This is a genomic window from uncultured Maribacter sp., assembly GCF_947500405.1.
GTDB lineage: Bacteria > Bacteroidota > Bacteroidia > Flavobacteriales > Flavobacteriaceae > Maribacter_B.
Window position 1 is genome coordinate 82,708 of the sequence record NZ_CANMRY010000006.1, and the last position, 16,624, is coordinate 99,331.

General features: G+C 31.4%; 20 protein-coding genes. 11 read left to right on the forward strand and 9 right to left on the reverse strand.

The features are described from left to right. Positions 1-421: 421 nt before the first annotated feature. Both Q0945_RS09815 and Q0945_RS09820 read right to left on the reverse strand, forming a co-directional pair. Positions 422-676: a SemiSWEET transporter gene (locus Q0945_RS09815; RefSeq protein WP_299434048.1), complete on the reverse strand. Its 255-nt coding sequence runs from the start codon at positions 674-676 to the stop codon at positions 422-424. Positions 677-750: 74 nt separating this feature from the next. After that, positions 751-4,074, reverse strand: a complete 3,324-nt coding sequence (locus Q0945_RS09820; RefSeq protein ID WP_299434050.1) for a DUF559 domain-containing protein — start codon at positions 4,072-4,074, stop codon at positions 751-753. A gap of 120 nt (positions 4,075-4,194) precedes the next feature. On the opposite strand from Q0945_RS09820, the gene Q0945_RS09825 reads away from it, so the two are divergent. The 5 genes from Q0945_RS09825 (at position 4,195) to Q0945_RS09845 (ending at position 7,654) form a co-directional block, all read left to right on the forward strand. Continuing rightward, a complete protein-coding gene (locus Q0945_RS09825; RefSeq protein ID WP_299434052.1) occupies positions 4,195-5,073 on the forward strand; it encodes a permease-like cell division protein FtsX in 879 nt (292 codons plus the stop codon). Positions 5,074-5,082: 9 nt separating this feature from the next. Then, positions 5,083-5,349, forward strand: coding sequence for a DUF3098 domain-containing protein (locus Q0945_RS09830; RefSeq protein WP_298489179.1), 267 nt, complete (start codon positions 5,083-5,085; stop codon positions 5,347-5,349). 1 nt (position 5,350) lies between these two features. Continuing rightward, positions 5,351-6,145, forward strand: coding sequence for an undecaprenyl-diphosphate phosphatase (locus Q0945_RS09835; RefSeq protein ID WP_299434054.1), 795 nt, complete (start codon positions 5,351-5,353; stop codon positions 6,143-6,145). Positions 6,146-6,164: 19 nt separating this feature from the next. Then, positions 6,165-6,869 (forward strand): tRNA pseudouridine(55) synthase TruB, encoded by a 705-nt coding sequence (gene truB, locus Q0945_RS09840; RefSeq protein WP_299434056.1) that lies wholly within the window; start codon positions 6,165-6,167, stop codon positions 6,867-6,869. Positions 6,870-6,931: 62 nt separating this feature from the next. Continuing rightward, complete coding sequence (locus Q0945_RS09845; protein WP_299434058.1) at positions 6,932-7,654, forward strand: hypothetical protein; 723 nt, start codon at positions 6,932-6,934, stop codon at positions 7,652-7,654. Between the two features lie 12 nt (positions 7,655-7,666). On the opposite strand, the gene Q0945_RS09850 is transcribed toward Q0945_RS09845, so the two are convergent. After that, entirely contained in the window at positions 7,667-8,800 is a 1,134-nt protein-coding gene (locus Q0945_RS09850) for an esterase-like activity of phytase family protein (protein WP_299434060.1), read from the reverse strand. A 136-nt stretch (positions 8,801-8,936) separates the two neighbouring features. Continuing rightward, on the reverse strand, positions 8,937-9,569 hold the full coding sequence (locus Q0945_RS09855) for a thioredoxin family protein (protein WP_299434062.1): 633 nt from the start codon (positions 9,567-9,569) through the stop codon (positions 8,937-8,939). 118 nt (positions 9,570-9,687) lie between these two features. Between Q0945_RS09855 and Q0945_RS09860 the strand changes: the two genes are divergently transcribed. Beyond that, positions 9,688-10,251: a DNA-3-methyladenine glycosylase I gene (locus Q0945_RS09860; RefSeq protein WP_299434064.1), complete on the forward strand. Its 564-nt coding sequence runs from the start codon at positions 9,688-9,690 to the stop codon at positions 10,249-10,251. Then, the gene (locus Q0945_RS09865) at positions 10,241-10,819 is read left to right on the forward strand and encodes a hypothetical protein (protein ID WP_299434066.1); all 579 of its coding nucleotides are present in this window, start codon (positions 10,241-10,243) and stop codon (positions 10,817-10,819) included. Before Q0945_RS09860 ends, Q0945_RS09865 begins: the two co-directional genes overlap by 11 nt. A gap of 11 nt (positions 10,820-10,830) precedes the next feature. Here Q0945_RS09865 and aat read toward each other — a convergent pair whose 3' ends face one another. Then, positions 10,831-11,475 carry a leucyl/phenylalanyl-tRNA--protein transferase gene (aat, locus tag Q0945_RS09870; RefSeq protein ID WP_299434068.1) on the reverse strand — a complete coding sequence of 215 codons (645 nt, stop codon included), beginning with the start codon at positions 11,473-11,475 and terminating at the stop codon, positions 10,831-10,833. 88 nt (positions 11,476-11,563) lie between these two features. Continuing rightward, positions 11,564-11,941: a DUF3127 domain-containing protein gene (locus Q0945_RS09875; RefSeq protein WP_299434070.1), complete on the reverse strand. Its 378-nt coding sequence runs from the start codon at positions 11,939-11,941 to the stop codon at positions 11,564-11,566. A 204-nt stretch (positions 11,942-12,145) separates the two neighbouring features. On the opposite strand from Q0945_RS09875, the gene Q0945_RS09880 reads away from it, so the two are divergent. Continuing rightward, a complete protein-coding gene (locus tag Q0945_RS09880) occupies positions 12,146-13,297 on the forward strand; it encodes a HAMP domain-containing sensor histidine kinase (protein WP_299434072.1) in 1,152 nt (383 codons plus the stop codon). Beyond that, positions 13,297-13,653: a hypothetical protein gene (locus tag Q0945_RS09885; protein WP_299434074.1), complete on the forward strand. Its 357-nt coding sequence runs from the start codon at positions 13,297-13,299 to the stop codon at positions 13,651-13,653. Before Q0945_RS09880 ends, Q0945_RS09885 begins: the two co-directional genes overlap by 1 nt. Here the strand turns inward: Q0945_RS09885 and Q0945_RS09890 are convergent. Continuing rightward, entirely contained in the window at positions 13,643-14,032 is a 390-nt protein-coding gene (locus Q0945_RS09890) for an HIT family protein (RefSeq protein ID WP_299434075.1), read from the reverse strand. The genes Q0945_RS09885 and Q0945_RS09890 overlap by 11 nt on opposite strands. 174 nt (positions 14,033-14,206) lie before the next feature. On the opposite strand from Q0945_RS09890, the gene Q0945_RS09895 reads away from it, so the two are divergent. After that, entirely contained in the window at positions 14,207-14,428 is a 222-nt protein-coding gene (locus Q0945_RS09895) for a hypothetical protein (protein ID WP_299434076.1), read from the forward strand. Between the two features lie 87 nt (positions 14,429-14,515). Here the strand turns inward: Q0945_RS09895 and greA are convergent, their stop codons facing one another. Further along, positions 14,516-14,992: a transcription elongation factor GreA gene (gene greA / locus Q0945_RS09900; RefSeq protein ID WP_299434078.1), complete on the reverse strand. Its 477-nt coding sequence runs from the start codon at positions 14,990-14,992 to the stop codon at positions 14,516-14,518. Positions 14,993-15,123: 131 nt separating this feature from the next. Here greA and Q0945_RS09905 point away from each other — a divergent pair, with 131 nt between their 5' ends. Continuing rightward, on the forward strand, positions 15,124-15,561 hold the full coding sequence (locus Q0945_RS09905) for a hypothetical protein (RefSeq protein ID WP_299434080.1): 438 nt from the start codon (positions 15,124-15,126) through the stop codon (positions 15,559-15,561). A gap of 2 nt (positions 15,562-15,563) precedes the next feature. Here the strand turns inward: Q0945_RS09905 and Q0945_RS09910 are convergent, their stop codons facing one another. Beyond that, a complete protein-coding gene (locus tag Q0945_RS09910; protein ID WP_299434082.1) occupies positions 15,564-16,538 on the reverse strand; it encodes a Gfo/Idh/MocA family oxidoreductase in 975 nt (324 codons plus the stop codon). Positions 16,539-16,624 lie beyond the last annotated feature (86 nt).

Consider the following 16,624-nt stretch of genomic DNA (forward strand, 5'->3'; position numbering starts at 1 on the left):
TACTGAAGCAAATTTGTGATAAACTTTTGAAATAAAAAAATTTTTACAACAAAATATTTGGGGTAAAAGACAAAATATATCAAATATAAAATAACAACCCCCTAATTTTTTAGGGTTAAAAATAAAAATAATGTTATTTTACGAAATAATATTATCATTTTATAGGGGTGATGCAAAAATAAGTGAGAAATTATAATAAATGAATTGTCGAATGAGGATACTATAAAAAGGGAGCAAAAAAGTTAAAAAAAAGAAAAAACGGAGCGCTTTTTTTATGAAAAAAGAAATAGCACACTTGAAAAAGCAAAAGTACAAGTTGTTTTTATTCAATAATGAGAGTTTAAATACTCTGAAACTTGTCTTAAATTTTAGAAATTAGCTTTTTAACTAGGATTTGTGGTCTTGCCTCGAAACTTTTTACCTATTTGTATTTAAACTTTAATACAATAACAATTAGCACCAATACTAAAGTTACTGTATTTGCAATTACCATAGATATACTATTAATAAAATACCCATAAATTAACCAAAGTATTATGCCTATTAAAAAAGCAATATACATGGTTAATGATATATCTTTAGTAGCCTTTTCTCTCCAAGCTTTATAGACTTGTGGAATAAATGAAGAAGTAGTAAACATTGCTGCTATTAAACCTAATATTTCTATACTTTTCATAGCTCTATTTTACTTAATAAGAAATTTACTTTCTTGAAAAAATCTCTCCTCCTCTTAAGGAGAAGAGAAATGTTTTACCCTACTATATTCACTATCTTTCCAGGAACTACAATAACCTTCTTAGGGGTTCTTCCTTGTAATTGTTGCGTTGTTTTTTCATGAGACATTACCGCTTCTTCTATCTGGTCTTTACTCATATCTAGTGGTAACTCTAATTTAAAACGCATTTTACCATTAAAAGAAATTGGATATTCTTTGCTGCTTTCTACTAAATGAGAAGCATCAAAAGCTGGGAAAGGTGCTGTAGAGATAGACTCACTATTCCCTAATTGACTCCATAATTCTTCTGCAATATGTGGTGCATAAGGCGATACCAAAATAGCCAAAGACTCTAATACCGATTTACTAGTACACTTTTGCGTAGATAGTTCATTTACACAAATCATAAAAGTAGATACCGATGTGTTAAAAGAGAAGTTTGCAATATCCTCTTCTACTTTTTTAATGGTTTTATGCAATGTCTTGAGGTTGTCTTTGGTTGGGGCCGAGTCTGTAAACTTTGCGCCATTATCATCAAAATACAAACGCCATAATTTTTTTAAGAAACCATGTGTTCCTGTAATACCTGCTGTATTCCAAGGTTTAGATTGCTCTAATGGCCCTAAAAACATCTCATACAAACGTAAAGAATCTGCACCGTATTCTGCACAAATATCATCTGGGTTTACCACATTGTATTTAGACTTAGACATTTTTTCTACTTCATGATGGGCAAGCATTTTTCCATCATTTTCAAAGAAATATTTAGCATCTAAAAAATCTTCTCTCCACTTTTTTAATCCCTCTATATCAACTTCACTTTGACTATTTATTAGATTAACATCAATATGTATCGATCTATATTTTATGTCTTTAGAAACTAAACCATATTTTTTGAAAAATTCTTCTTTCTCTTCCCAATGCTTTGGGTTTTCTTCACTGTCTTGATGAAAGACTTTAGATGAAATATAAATATTTGGAATGTTTTTGTCTGAAACAATAGCCTCATAAACAAAAGCACTCGTCCCCGTAATCATCCCTTGATTAATGAGTTTTTTGGCAAACTCGTCTTTAGGAACAAAGCCTCTATCGAACATAAATTTTTGCCAAAAACGGCTGTATAACAAATGCCCTGTAGCGTGTTCACTACCACCAATATATAAATCTACATCTTGCCAATAATTCATAGCTTCTTTAGAGAAAATTTCATTGTCGTTCGTAGGGTCCATATACCTATTAAAGTATTGGGAGCTTCCTGCCCAACCAGGCATAGTATTCAGCTCAAGAGCCCCTCCTAGCCTCCCCAAAGGGGAGGAATTATTAAATTCCTCTTCAGAAACTACTTTTCCTTCCTCGCCATATTGCAACCAGTGCCATTCTTTGGCATTTCCTAATGGTGGCTCTCCTGTTTCGGTTGGCAAATATTTTTCTACTTCTGGTAATGCAATTGGCAAATGTTCTGGCGCTATCATCTGTGGCATACCATCTACATAATATACAGGGAATGGTTCTCCCCAATAACGCTGTCTGCTAAAAACAGCATCGCGTAGCCTGTAATTTATTTTTCCCTCACCTTGTCCCAGTTTCTCTAACTCATAAATAGCCAATTTCATGGCTTTCTTATATGGTAATCCGTTTAAGAAATCGGAATTTGCAATCACGGTTTTACTCTTATCTGCAAAAGCCTCTTCCGAAATATCTACGCCTTCAAAAATATTAGGGATTGGAATATTAAAGTGTTTTGCAAAATCATAGTCGCGCTGATCTCCACAAGGTACAGACATTACCGCTCCTGTACCGTAACCAGCTAAAACATAATCTCCTATCCAAATAGGAATAGGTTCTTTAGAAAATGGGTGTTCTGCATACGCGCCAGTAAAAGCTCCAGAAATGGTTTTTACATCGGCCATACGATCACGCTCGGATCGTTTTGCTGTCGCTTCAATATAAGCTTCTACCTCCGCTTTTTGTTCTGGTGTGGTTATTTGCAATACCAAATCATGTTCTGGAGCCAAAGTCATAAAACTAACGCCAAAAATAGTATCGGGTCTGGTTGTAAAAACTTCAATCCCCCTAGCCCCCATAGGGGGAACGCTATTTTCTAAATGCTTTTGTATCGTAGCAAGAACATTGTCAATATCTCCTATTACTTCTTCATTTTTAAAACGTATAACCTTAAAACCATTTTCATTTAATATTGCCGTTCTTTCTTCATCTTGCTCTTTTTGAGCATCATGAATAGCGCCATCTACCTCTATTACTAAGCATTTAGAAAGACATACAAAATCAACAATAAAATCTGAAATTACATGCTGTCTTCTAAACTTATCTCCTAAATTTTTTCCTTTTAAACTTTCCCATAAAACAGCCTCTGCTTGTGTTGGGTTTTTTCGCATTTCTTTGGCTCTCTCTAACAATAAATGCGAGTTATTCCCACCTGTCATATAACCCGGCTTAGTCCCTTTCCCTTTGGGGAAGGTTAGGATGGGGAATACCACAGATGCTCCTTGAGAACGACCTATCCAATTGGTTTGTGAATCTTTTAAAGGCTGTGGCCAATCTATCTTTTCTAACCCATCTAACAAACGTTGTGCATAAGCAGAAATGCGCATACTCCATTGTGTCATTTTTTTACGAACCACAGGATGTCCTCCACGCTCAGATACGCCGTTTACTATCTCATCATTAGCTAAAACCGTTCCTAATGCTGGGCACCAGTTAACTTCGGTTTCAGCCAAATAGGTTAATCTATATTGTAATAAAACTTCTTGCTTTCTTTTATCAGAAAAACTATTCCAATCTGCAGCGGAAAACGCTTCTACCTCATCATCACAAACGGCATTAACACTAGCATTTCCTTCTTTTTCAAAAACGGCAACTAAGCTAGAAATATCTTCTGCCTTATCGGTATCTTTATTATACCAAGAATTAAATATTTGAATAAAAATCCACTGCGTCCATTTATAATATTTTGGATCCGATGTTCTTACCTCACGACTCCAATCAAAAGAAAAACCAATTTGATCTAACTGCCTTCTATAAGTTTTAATATTTTCGGCTGTGGTAATTGCTGGGTGCTGCCCAGTTTGTATAGCATATTGTTCTGCTGGAAGTCCAAAAGAATCGTACCCCTGCGGATGCATTACATTAAAACCTTTATGCCTTTTGTAACGTGCATAAATATCACTAGCAATATACCCTAACGGATGCCCAACATGCAACCCTGCTCCAGAAGGATAAGGAAACATATCTAGAACATAGAATTTTTCTTTGTCCGAATTGTTTTCTGCTTTAAATGTTTGGTTTTCTGCCCAATATTTTTGCCACTTGGCTTCAATTTCATTGAAATTGTACTGCATAATAGGATTTCTTTTATTCTCGGCAAAAATAAGTTTAATAAAGGAAAGAGGAAAGCTAAAGCAAAAGCTTGTTTAAAGGCATAAATAATTTTCCTATTTTTACAACTCGGAATACCAATTATGAGCAAATCTTTTGAAAATTATCAAAAAAGAAAATTAATTTCTTCTTACTTCTCTGTAGTACTTAGCATAGCTTTAGTATTATTTTTATTAGGTATTTTAGGTCTATTGGTATTAAATACCAAAAAAATGGGAGACCATTTTAAAGAACAAATTACTATTTCGGTGTTTTTAAAAGACAGTGCTAAAGAGGTAGAAATAGACCAGATGCAAAAAAGTCTTTCTATGGCAGAATATACCAAAAAGGCTATATATGTTTCTAAAGAAGAAGCTGCAAAACAACATACTGAGGAATTAGGAGAAAACTTTCAAGACTTTTTAGGCTATAATCCTTTAAAAAATTCTATTGATGTACAATTAAATGCCGATTTTGTTTCTCCGGAACAAATTGCAACTATTGCCGAAGAAATTTCTGGTAAAGGATATGTAGACGAGGTTAGTTATGATAAACCCCTTGTTGGTTTATTAACTGAAAATATTAAAAAAATTGGTTTGTGGATTTTAATAGCAAGTGGCATTTTTACCTTTATTGCTGTTTTATTAATTAACAGCTCTATTCGTTTATCTATTTACTCTAAACGTTTTATTATAAAGACCATGCAAATGGTAGGTGCAACAAAAACATTTATAAGACGTCCATTTATTATAAATAATATAAAGCTTGGCATACTAGGTGCCGTTTTAGCATTAATAGCTCTTGGCGGAGTTCTTTTATACGTAAATGAGCATTTTAAAGAGCTTGGTCTTTTTGAAGATTCAACCATTTTAGTAGTCCTATTAGTATCTGTTTTTGTCTTAGGTGTACTTATTTCGTTTATTAGCACCTATTTTGCTACACAACGCTTCTTAAATCTTAGAACCGACGAATTATATTATTAAATTTGCCCTATGAGTAAAAAACAAAATTCTAATATAGGTAACTCGGAAAAACAAGAGTTTATTTTTCAAAAGAAAAACTACCTATTCATGTTCATAGGATTAGCCTGTATTGCCTTAGGTTTTATTTTAATGAGCGGTGGTGGCAGTGATGATCCCAATGTTTTTAGTGATGACATCTACAATTTTAGAAGAATACGTTTAGCACCAACACTTGTATTAATAGGGCTTGGTATAGAAATTTATGCTATTTTGTTAAATCCACATAAGAAAAAATAATTTGGAAACTTTAGATGCTATTATCCTTGGAATAATACAAGGTTTAACCGAATTTTTACCTGTTTCTTCTAGTGGTCATTTAGAACTTGGCAAAGCTATTTTAGGAGACAATTCTGTTCCAGAAGAAAGCTTGTTATTTACAGTAATACTCCACTTTGCAACTGCATTAAGTACTATTGTTGTCTTTAGAAAAGATATATGGGAGATTCTTAGTGGCTTATTACAGTTTAAATGGAATGAACAAACACAATTCTCTTTAAAAATTATTCTCTCTATGCTCCCTGCTGTTATTGTAGGATTACTTTTTGAAGAGCAGTTAGAAAGTTTTTTTGGAGGTAATATTCGCTTTGTTGGTTTTATGTTACTTATAACTGCTGTTTTACTTTATTTTGCTGATAAAGCTAAAGATACCGATAAAAAAGTAAGCTTTGGCAATGCTGTTATTGTAGGTATTTCGCAAGCCATTGCAATGCTTCCTGGAATTTCTAGAAGTGGGGCTACTATTTCTACATCTGTATTACTTGGCGTAGATAAAACCAAAGCTGCTCGTTTTTCTTTTTTAATGGTTATTCCTTTAATTTTTGGGAAAATTGCTAAAGATTTATTTAGTGGCGATTTAACGTTTACTGGCGAAAATAATTTTGCAATGGGTGCAGGCTTTATTGCTGCTTTTTTAGCTGGTTTAGTTGCCTGCACTTGGATGATTCAATTAGTAAAGAAAAGCAAACTTTCTTACTTTGCTATTTACTGTTTAATAGTAGGTATTATTGCTGTTGCCTACGGATATATAGGATAAACCCTAATATATAAACCTATTGAAAACTAAAGAAGATTTTTTAGAAGGACAATTATTACTGGTTGACAAACCATTAAACTGGACCTCTTTCCAAGCGGTTAACAAAATAAAATGGGGAATTCGTAAAGCTTTTAATTTAAAAAAAATTAAAGTTGGCCATGCTGGCACTCTAGATCCTTTAGCTACAGGGTTGTTAATTATTTGCACAGGTAAATTCACCAAAAAAATTACTGAAATTCAAGGACAAACTAAAGAATATACCGGTACAATAACGGTTGGTGGTACAACGCCTTCTTTTGATTTAGAAACCGAGGTAAACAAAACTTTTGCAACGGAACATATAACTCAAGAACTCATTAGCACTACCATTCCTCAATTTTTAGGAGAAATAGAACAAGTGCCTCCCGTATTTTCTGCTTTAAAGAAAGATGGAAAACGCTTGTATGAATATGCTCGAGAAGGTAAAGAAGTAGACGTTAAAAAAAGACAAATTACCATTTCTGAATTTGAAGTTACAGCTATAAATTTGCCGGAAATAGAATTTAGAATTGTTTGCAGTAAAGGAACTTACATTAGGTCTATTGCAAACGATTTTGGAAAAGCACTTAACTCGGGTGGGTATTTATCTGCCTTACGAAGAACCAAAATTGGGGATTACAACGTAAATATAGCAATAGACCCAACAACATTTGAAAAAACATTACCAAAAAGTGAAAATATATAAAACTATTTTTCTCATTTTTAAGGTCTTGTAAAATATTTTAGCAAAAAAGAGGTTATAATCCTATGCAATTAAATCGTAAACATTTATCCTTTTTAATTACTTTTTTCTCCCTGTCAATCATGGTGTTAGCTCTATACAATATACACTTAGGCAAAGAGGAAGATAAAGAGGAATATGTTGTAGAAATGGTTATGCTAGATGAGGAACTTGAAGAGCTTATTGAAGAGAAAGAAAAACTTGAAGAACAAGCTAATGTAGACCCAATAAAAAGTCATTTAGCATTTAATAAAACTGCTAAACCTAGTTATGGTAATCCTGAACCCTTAAAAACATTAGATGAAATTTTAGAAGAAAGAGAACTTACTAGCAGTAGTGATTCCCCTTCTGATAATTCTAATTCTGAATATAATGCTCGTGTAAAAGAATTAGCTAAAAAAAGAGAAGAAAAAAAACAACTTTTAGGAGAAAGAGAAGCACAAAAAGAAGAGTTTACAAACAATTTAGCGGCTCGTAAAACATCTGTTTCTTATTCTTTAGTAAATAGAAATAACTACAAATTACCCCCACCAATATACACTTGTATAGAAGGTGGCAAAGTGGTTATTAATATTCAAGTTAACGCGGTTGGCAATGTTACCGATGCTTCTTTTAATGCAAAAAGCTCTACTACAACAAATGGTTGCTTAGTAGATAATGCTATTACATATGCGTACAAAGCCAAGTTTAATTCTTCAGACAAAACTTCTCAAAAAGGAACAATAACCTATATTTTTCAAGGCAAATAAAGTTTTTTACTGTTATTCTAAGTTTTCTAACTCTAACACTATAAACTGATTTAGTTGTGGTGCAAAAGAACTAAAATTATTATCTGCTATAACAACCAAAGAGCGGTTACCGTTTTTAAAATCTGGTCCAAAAGTTATACCTTCTATATTATCTACTATACCATTTGTTAATTTACTTCTAATAGATTCAAAATCGAATAGTAATTTTTTGGTAGATGCCGTATAAACTGCTCCTTCTAAACTTGAAACACCACTTACATTTGTTGCATTAGAAATATCTACACTATAAATTTTTACGGTATTACCTCCATTTGTATAACCAGAAGAAAAAGAACGTTCTAACGCCAAAAATTTATTAGTATCAAATGCTAAAAGCTCTACAAGTCCATTAACCTCTATGTTTGTATCATTAATAGCAGGTTTAGGAACAGAATTGAGCTCATGCACAAATTCTTTTCCAAAATTACCTTCTTCATCAATATTAACAATTCTCACAGGAGTTATTGCTTCTGTTGTTGTAGGTACTGCCCCATCTTGTTTTAGTGGTAACTCTGTAGCCGTCCAATATCCCCTGGCATTAGCATCTAAAGAAAGTGCTTCAAAAACACCATTATTTCTAGGGCCTATATTCTCTTCCGAAGAAACTTTGAACTTATTAGACAAAGTAAAAGAGCGTATATAATCTCCACTCAAAGAAGATTCTCTTATAAAAGGATTAATACCATTATTTATACCCCCTTCACTACTCCAAACTATTGTATTATTTTTAGTAATACGTATAGATTCTGGATCTGCAACACCACTCTCTAATGGTTGTCCATTTTCTTCTTTAAACTCAACAACATCAGTTAAATTTAAAATATTAAATCCTTCTAAATCATAATCTATTTCAGCAGTATAAAATCTAACAGGTGCCTTAGAATCATCACAAATAAAATACCATTTTCCATTATGATAATCTATTCCTGAGAGTCCGCCTACTAAAGTATTCTTAAAAAATTCTTTCTCTGGAAATATGTATTCATCAATAAAATTTATTGAAGTTTCTTTAGGCTCTAATTTTGGTTTTTCTACTTTTCCACTAGAAGAGCTACAAGCAAGAAAAATAAGAAAGAAAGCACTAAATACTATAGATAATAATCTCATAACATATTAAATAAATACTATTCAAATATCATAATTTATAGTATTAACTGCCAATACTAAATAATTATTTATCTTAAACATAACCATAAATCTCCATAAAAAGGAATAATCACTTTTACAGCATATTTTTTTATAATTAAACACCAAGCAGCTTTACTAAATCTTGGATTGTATTTTGCCCTTTATCTTTATTATACCAAACCTGTAAATCTTGTTTAAACTCTGGAGTTAAAGTTCCGTGTTCTTTTTTATAATCCTCTACCATTTTGGCGGCTATCGTAGGTCTAGAACCCCATTCTCCAAGAACTTCTAAAGTATCATTATCTATCATTATTAATTTAGGAATAGAGAGTGTTCCATTTACCAAAAACCTATTCATTAATTCTAGATTCTGATCTCTTTGTATAATTTGTAAATTTATATTCGGGTTTAATATTGCCAACTTATTCATTATTGGCATTGTTTGGGCAGCATCTCCACACCAACTTTCTGTTAAAACTAACCAAGTAACTTTTTTAGAATAAGCTTTTACTTTTTCTATTACAGCTTCATTTACTTTTATAGTTTTATCTAAACGTTTCATACGCCTATTATTTAAAACAGTATAATTAGTTAATGCTTCTGTTTGCAGAGTCCCTGTAGATTTTTCTTCCTCTGCCAAAGATGTTACTAAAGCTCTATATTCTTCATAAGAAATAGCTATATCTAAGGCTTCTTTAATTAAAGTTGTCGTTTCTTTTTCTATTGTATTATTGCCTAATGTTCCCATTCAAAATAATTTTATCTTCAAATTTACTTTAGTCCGCTTTTAGAAAAGCTAATATTGATCATATTGGTAGGATAAATTTTATAAAACTTACATATCTTTAGTTTTTAGAAAATAAACTATGAAAAAACATAAGTGTGGTTGGTGTTTAGGAGATGACCTTTATGAACAATACCATGACCAAGAATGGGGTGTTCCTGAGAAAGAAGATGATGCGTTGTTTGAATTTTTAGTGTTAGAAACGTTCCAAGCAGGTTTAAGTTGGATTACCGTCTTAAAAAAACGAGAAAATTTTAGGAAAGCTTTTGACAATTTTGAGTATCAAAAAATTGCAAAATATGAGCAACCAAAAATAGACGCCTTATTACAAGATGCTGGAATAATTAGAAATAAATTAAAAGTTAATGCTACCGTTACCAATGCAAAAGCTTTTATGAAAGTACAAGAAGAATTTGGTAGTTTTAGCAAGTATATTTGGGATTATGTAGACCATAAACCAATAAAAAATAAGGTTATTAATTACAAAGAAGCCCCTGCTAACACCCCACTTTCTGATACTATTAGTAAAGATTTAAAAAAAAGAGGTTTTAAATTTGTAGGCAGTACTGTAGTTTATGCTTTTATGCAAGCAACAGGTATGGTAAATGATCATGAAATAAATTGTTTTAGGTATAATGAAGTATAAATTCCTATTAGTAATAGTCTTTTTTAGCACTTTTAAAATACAGGCGCAGTTAAAGTATGAAAGAGAATTTAGAATTAAAAAATCTCAATTTCCTAGCAGTGCTTTGCAATTAATTGAAGAAAAACTAACTGGAACAAAAAAAATTAAATATTATAAAGAAATAGATAAATCAGTAGCCATATATAACGTTAAATTTAAAAAAGAACGCTTATGGTATAGTCTAGAATTTACTAAAGAAGGAATCCTTAAGGATATTGAGGTGAAAATTAGCACTATTGATATTCCCGAAGAAAGTTATGAACGTATTCTTCTATTTTTAAAACAAACTTTTACTTCCTATAAAATAAAAGAAATACAACAACAATATGTGGTACTTAACAATGAGAAAGAAATATTAAAAGTTGCTTTTCAAAACTTAATTACTCCCGATATTAATTACAATTTATTGGTAAAAGGAAAAAAAGAAACGCGCGGTAAAAAAGAATATAAAACACTCTATAATTTCGAAGGAAAAAATATATCCATTAAAGAAACCTTACCACCAAACTACGACCACACTTTATACTAAATCTAAGTAGGTTACTTTTCTTTTAGGATAGATATAAAGTCATCTCTTGGTATTTCTCTTGCTCCTAAGCTTTCTAAATGTGGTGTGTACATTTGGCAATCTATAAGTTTGTATTCTTTTTTTTCTAGTTCTTGTGCCATTTTTATAAATGCAAATTTAGAAGCATTACTACGTGTACTAAACATGCTTTCTCCACAAAAAACAGTTCCTAAATCTATACCATACAAACCACCAACAAGCTCTTTATTTTCCCAAACTTCATAAGAAACTGCCTTACCTAATTCGTGCAGTTTTACATAAGCATTTATCATTTCAGTAGTTATCCAAGTACCTTCTTGCCCTTCTCTTTTTGCAGTGGCACAATTAATTAAAACATCTCTAAAACTTTGGTTTTTTGTTACAGAAAAAGAGTTCTCCTTTAGAACCTTACGCATACTTTTAGAAATTTTAACTTCCTCAGGAATAAGAACCATTCTAGGGTTTGGGCTCCACCAAAGAATTTGTGACCCCTCATTAAACCAAGGAAAAATTCCGGACCCATACGCTAAAAGTAAGCGTTCTGGGGACAAATCTCCACCAATTGCTAATAACCCATCTTCATGAGCATTTATAACAGGAGGGAAAAACAATTCTTGATTTAAAAAATATAAAGACACGTTACTCTTATTTTCTGCATTAAAATTATACGAAAAAGCCTTCCCAAATTTAACTAGGAAGGCTTTAATATTATTTACATATCTTTAATTAAAAAGGTAAATCGTCGTGATCTTCTTCATTTAAATTATCTGCAGGTTCAAAAGCATCCATTGGAGGTACAGGAGGAATATTAGCATTTGGAGCTTCAGACTGTAAACTTTCTATTCTCCAACCTTGTATAGAGTTAAAATACTTAACTTCTCCTTGTGGGTTTGTCCACTCTCTACCCCTTAAATTAATACTTACTTTTACATCTTGTCCTACACTATGTTTATTAAGTAAATCGCACTTATCCTGCACAAACTCAATCATTATACTTTGCGGATATTGCTCATCTGTGGTAACTACTAATTCTCTTTTTCTAAACCCGTTGTTTCCAAAAGTTTGTTCTTGGTTAATTAGCTTAATTTTTCCTTGTACTTCCATATTCTCTTAGTTTACTGTACTTACTTTTTTCTTTTAAAAGTGATTGTTATTTTTCTATCTCTAAATTAAGTTTATTTTTAAAAAATCTTAATTATATAGAATTACAAATGTATGAAAATTGTAATCTATTTAAAACTCTAGATTACTACCTAAAAGCAATATTATTGCATTTTAATGTATCTTTATTACCAGAAATCATGTTCCATGAATTTTAATTCTCGTAAAAAAACGTATAACCTCGTTTTATTAGCAGTAGCTTTTGGTATTGTAAGTCTTATTTTATGGAATACTAATAGTTTTTTTAAAAAGTTTAAAGAGGAAGAGCGCTTAAAAATGGAGATTTGGGCAACTGCACAATCTGAGCTTTTACAATCTTCAGAAAACATGGATTTGGGAAACCTTACTATAAAAGTTCTTCAAAACAATTCTTCCTCACCCATGATTTTAGAAAATAAAGACGGATCTATTAGGGTAAATAATATGCCCCATAAAAAAATAGAAGATAGCTTATATATTAGAGAAAAAATACTTCAATTTCAGAATGAAAACACCCCTATTTCTATAGATCAACAAGGAGAACATTTAGCAACTTTATATTATGGTAATTCTGATGTTTTGAATAAACTTAAATATTATCCTGTTGCATTACTCTTAATAATAATTCTTTTTGGAGCCGTTATATTTTTCTTTTTTAAGACCAATAAAGCGTCGGAACAAAATAAATTATGGGCAGGGATGGCAAAAGAAACTGCGCACCAAATTGGAACACCACTTTCTTCTTTATTAGGCTGGAATGAGTTACTTAAAATGGAAAATATTAACCAAGATATTACTCAAGAAATAGAAAAAGATATTGCCAGACTAGAAACTATTACAGAACGTTTTTCTAAAATTGGCTCTTTACCTACCCTTAAAGAAGCAGATATTGTAAAGGAAACTCGAGAAGCATATGAATATCTTAGAAGAAGAAGCTCTAAACTTATTCATTTTTCTTTTGTTCCTAAAGTAGAAACTTTACCTGTGCTTATAAATAGTTCTTTATACAATTGGACTATAGAAAATTTAGTAAAAAATGGCATAGACGCTATGAAGGGCAAAGGGAGTATTGCAATTGAAATAGTCCAAAACGGTAAATATGTAAATATTTTAATTGCCGATACTGGAACTGGAATTGCTAAAAATAATTTTCAAACTATCTTTAATCCTGGAGTTACTTCTAAAAAAAGAGGATGGGGATTAGGCCTTTCTTTAGTAAAAAGAATAGTTGAAGAATACCATAATGGAAAAATTAAAGTACTTTCGTCTGGTAAAGAGGGTACCATAATGCAAATATCCTTAAAAGTAAAAAGTACGTAATGGCTGAAATAAAATTAGTAGTTATAAAAGAAGCCGATATAACTAATAACTGCCCAGAATGTTTTAATCAAGATTTAAGACTTTCTTTTTATCAAAAACACAGTTATGGAAAGTTTGTGCACAAAACAACTAATGTGGTTACACATAAGCTTACTTGTAACACCTGTAAATCTGATATTTATCCTGTAAACTGGACAGATGATATTGAGCGTATTTTTGAATATTACCAGAAAATGGCAATTCCAGAAAAAAAATCTGTAAAATATACTACTCTATTTTACATTTTATTATTGTTCATTTTTACTCTAATAGGTGTTGGCATATATTTATTTATTTCGGGAATTATTAAATTTTAGCACGTATTTTAGTCGCAACAGCTTCAAACTCTTCTGTAGTTAACTTTACTTTATTTTGAAAAGTAGCTTCTTTCATTTCATTAAGAGGAATAAGATGTACATGGGCATGAGGAACTTCCAAGCCTATAACTGTTATACCAACACGTTTACAATCTAATGCAGCTTCTATTGCCTTACCTACCTTCCTAGAAAAAGCCATTAAACCCATATACGTTTCTTCATCTAAATCCATTATTTTATCTACCTCTTTCTTTGGGATACATAATGTATGGCCTTTTGCATTTGGATTAATATCTAAAAAAGCAAAAAAGTTTTCGTCTTCTGCAATTTTAAAACAAGGAATTTCTTTATTAATAATTTTGGTGAAAATGGTTGGCATATTGTTAATTTTTAGCTTTTTCAAAGGTACAAAAGTAGCCTTAGAGAGATGTAATTTGAGGTGAAAATAAATAGTAGAAAGAAAATTCTTTAAAATTTGTTTACAATTAATTTACATTAGAGAAACATTTTAGTAACTTTGTGATTCACATATTCATTAACCTAAAAAGAGAAAATGTCGAAAAAAAGTAAAAAAAAGGCTAGTAAAAAAGTTGATAAAAAGAAACTTAAGAAAAAATTAGCTAAAAAAATTGCTACTAAAAAAGCAAAGAAAACTGCAAAGAAAAAGAAAGCTAAAAAAGCCTTAAAAAAGAAAGTTGCCGCTAAAAAGGCAGCAAAGAAAAAAGCGAAGAAAGCAAAATTAAAAGTGGTTAAAAAAATTAGAAAAGCTAGTTAATTTTACCCCTTTTTGTAATTATAAAAATTACGTTGAAAACAAAAACCCGGAAATATCCGGGTTTTTTTATGTCTAAAAAATAAAGTATTAAGCTCTAGTAATCTCTAATATATCAAATTTTAAGGTGCCATTAGGAACTGTAATTTCTGCAACATCTCCTACTTCTTTTCCTAACAAACCTTTACCAATAGGAGAACTAACCGATATTTTACCTGTTTTTAAATCGGCTTCACTTTCTGCTACAAGTGTGTATTTCATTTCCATGCCATTGGTTTGGTTCTTTAATTTTACGGTAGATAAAACTAAAACCTTAGAAGTGTCAAGCTGAGATTCATCAATTAACCTTGCATTTGCTACAATTGCTTCCATTTTAGAAATTTTCATTTCTAATAAGCCTTGCGCCTCTTTTGCAGCATCATATTCCGCATTTTCAGATAAATCTCCTTTATCTCTTGCTTCTGCAATTGCTTGCGATGCTTTTGGTCTTTCTATATCTCTTAATTGGTTTAACTCGTCTTTTAAGTTTTTTAACCCTTCTGCTGTATAATAGGATACGTTACTCATTACTCTAAATTTAATAAATCAGAAAATCCTCTACTTATACCACATTATAAGGGTTTTTTAGCGAGGATTTAACGCAAATATACATATTTTTTGCTCATTTTTGTAAAACATATCTTAACCTTATCTTAATTATGAAATATATCTTTTCCTTTTTTATACTTAGTATTTTATTTTCTTGCAGTTCTGATAGAGGTATTAGAAATCCATATTTACAAGATATAGGTTTTCGTATTGATATTAACTTAAACTTACCACAGTATAGTGACTTAACTAATGTTGGTAATGCAGTCCCTGTTAATATAAATGGCGTGGGAACAAAAGGGGTTTTTGTAATAAATACTGGCTTTGATCAATATAGAGCTTTTGAAGCTAGTTGCCCTAATCATGCTCCCAATGAATGTTCTAAAATGGTTATAGATGGACAAGTAGCTACCTGTTCTTGTGAAGAATATACCTATAACTTATTTACTGGGCAATTATCTAATAGTCCAAATGACGGTGGGCGTTATTATAATATGCTAGAATACAGAGCTACTGGCAGCGGTAATATTGTTGTTATATCTAACTAAACTTATATATTCCCTAATATTTTATCCATAACCCAACTACAATGTAATCCAGTATTCCCCAAAGACGGATGCTCTTTATTTTCTAATAGATGTTTCTGAATGTTTTTTACATGAAATTCCTGCACATGTTTAGGGTTTTCAATAAATAATTTTTCTGTCTCTTGTGCTGTAGTTAATTGTATTTCTTCTTCTTTAAATACTGAAAAAACTATTTTCCCTTTACTTCCTATAATTTCAACTTTGTCTTCTCTGGAAAAACTTCCAAAATTCCAGCTTCCTTCTCCTGTAACTCCACTTTCATGAACCCAAGAAGCTGTTATAGCGTCTTTTGCTGAATATAATTTTTGTTGATTTATTGCTACCCCTTTTACCTCTTTAAAATCTCCTAATAAAAAAGAAAAAAGATCTAGTCCATGACTTGCCAAATCATCAAAATAACCTCCTGGAGCAATGATAGCGTCTGTGCGCCAATTATAAACTCCACTCATATCTATGTCTGACGGGGTTTTGCTTAAGAACCAGCGAATATGACGAATATCCCCAATTTGGTTACTATCTATCCATTCTTTTACTTTTAAAAAACGTGGCAAAGACCTTCTGTAATATGCAATAAAAAGGGGGATGTTTTTATTCTTAAAAGCGTTATAAATAGCTAAACTATCTTTATAAGAAGGTGCCATTGGTTTTTCTATACAGCATGCTTTGCCAGCAGCAGCAACTTTTAAACCATAAAACTTATGCGTATCTGGTGGTGTTGCTATATAAATAGCATCTACTTCCTTATCTAAAATTAAATCTTCTGCATTGGTGTAAAATTTAGCAACATTATGCCTTTTCGCATAGTCTTCAGCCTTTTTGGCGTCTCTTCTCATTACGGCAACAAGCTCAAAACCATTCGTATTTTGGTATGGTGGCCCACTTTTTATTTCGGTCACTGCACCACAACCAATAATTCCCCATCTAATTTTATTTTTCATGCTAAATTTCTATAAATGCTCCCTAACAAAAATAAAAAAAGGGAGTTTTTCTTTTAAAAAAATCTCCCTTTTAATAAATAAGCACT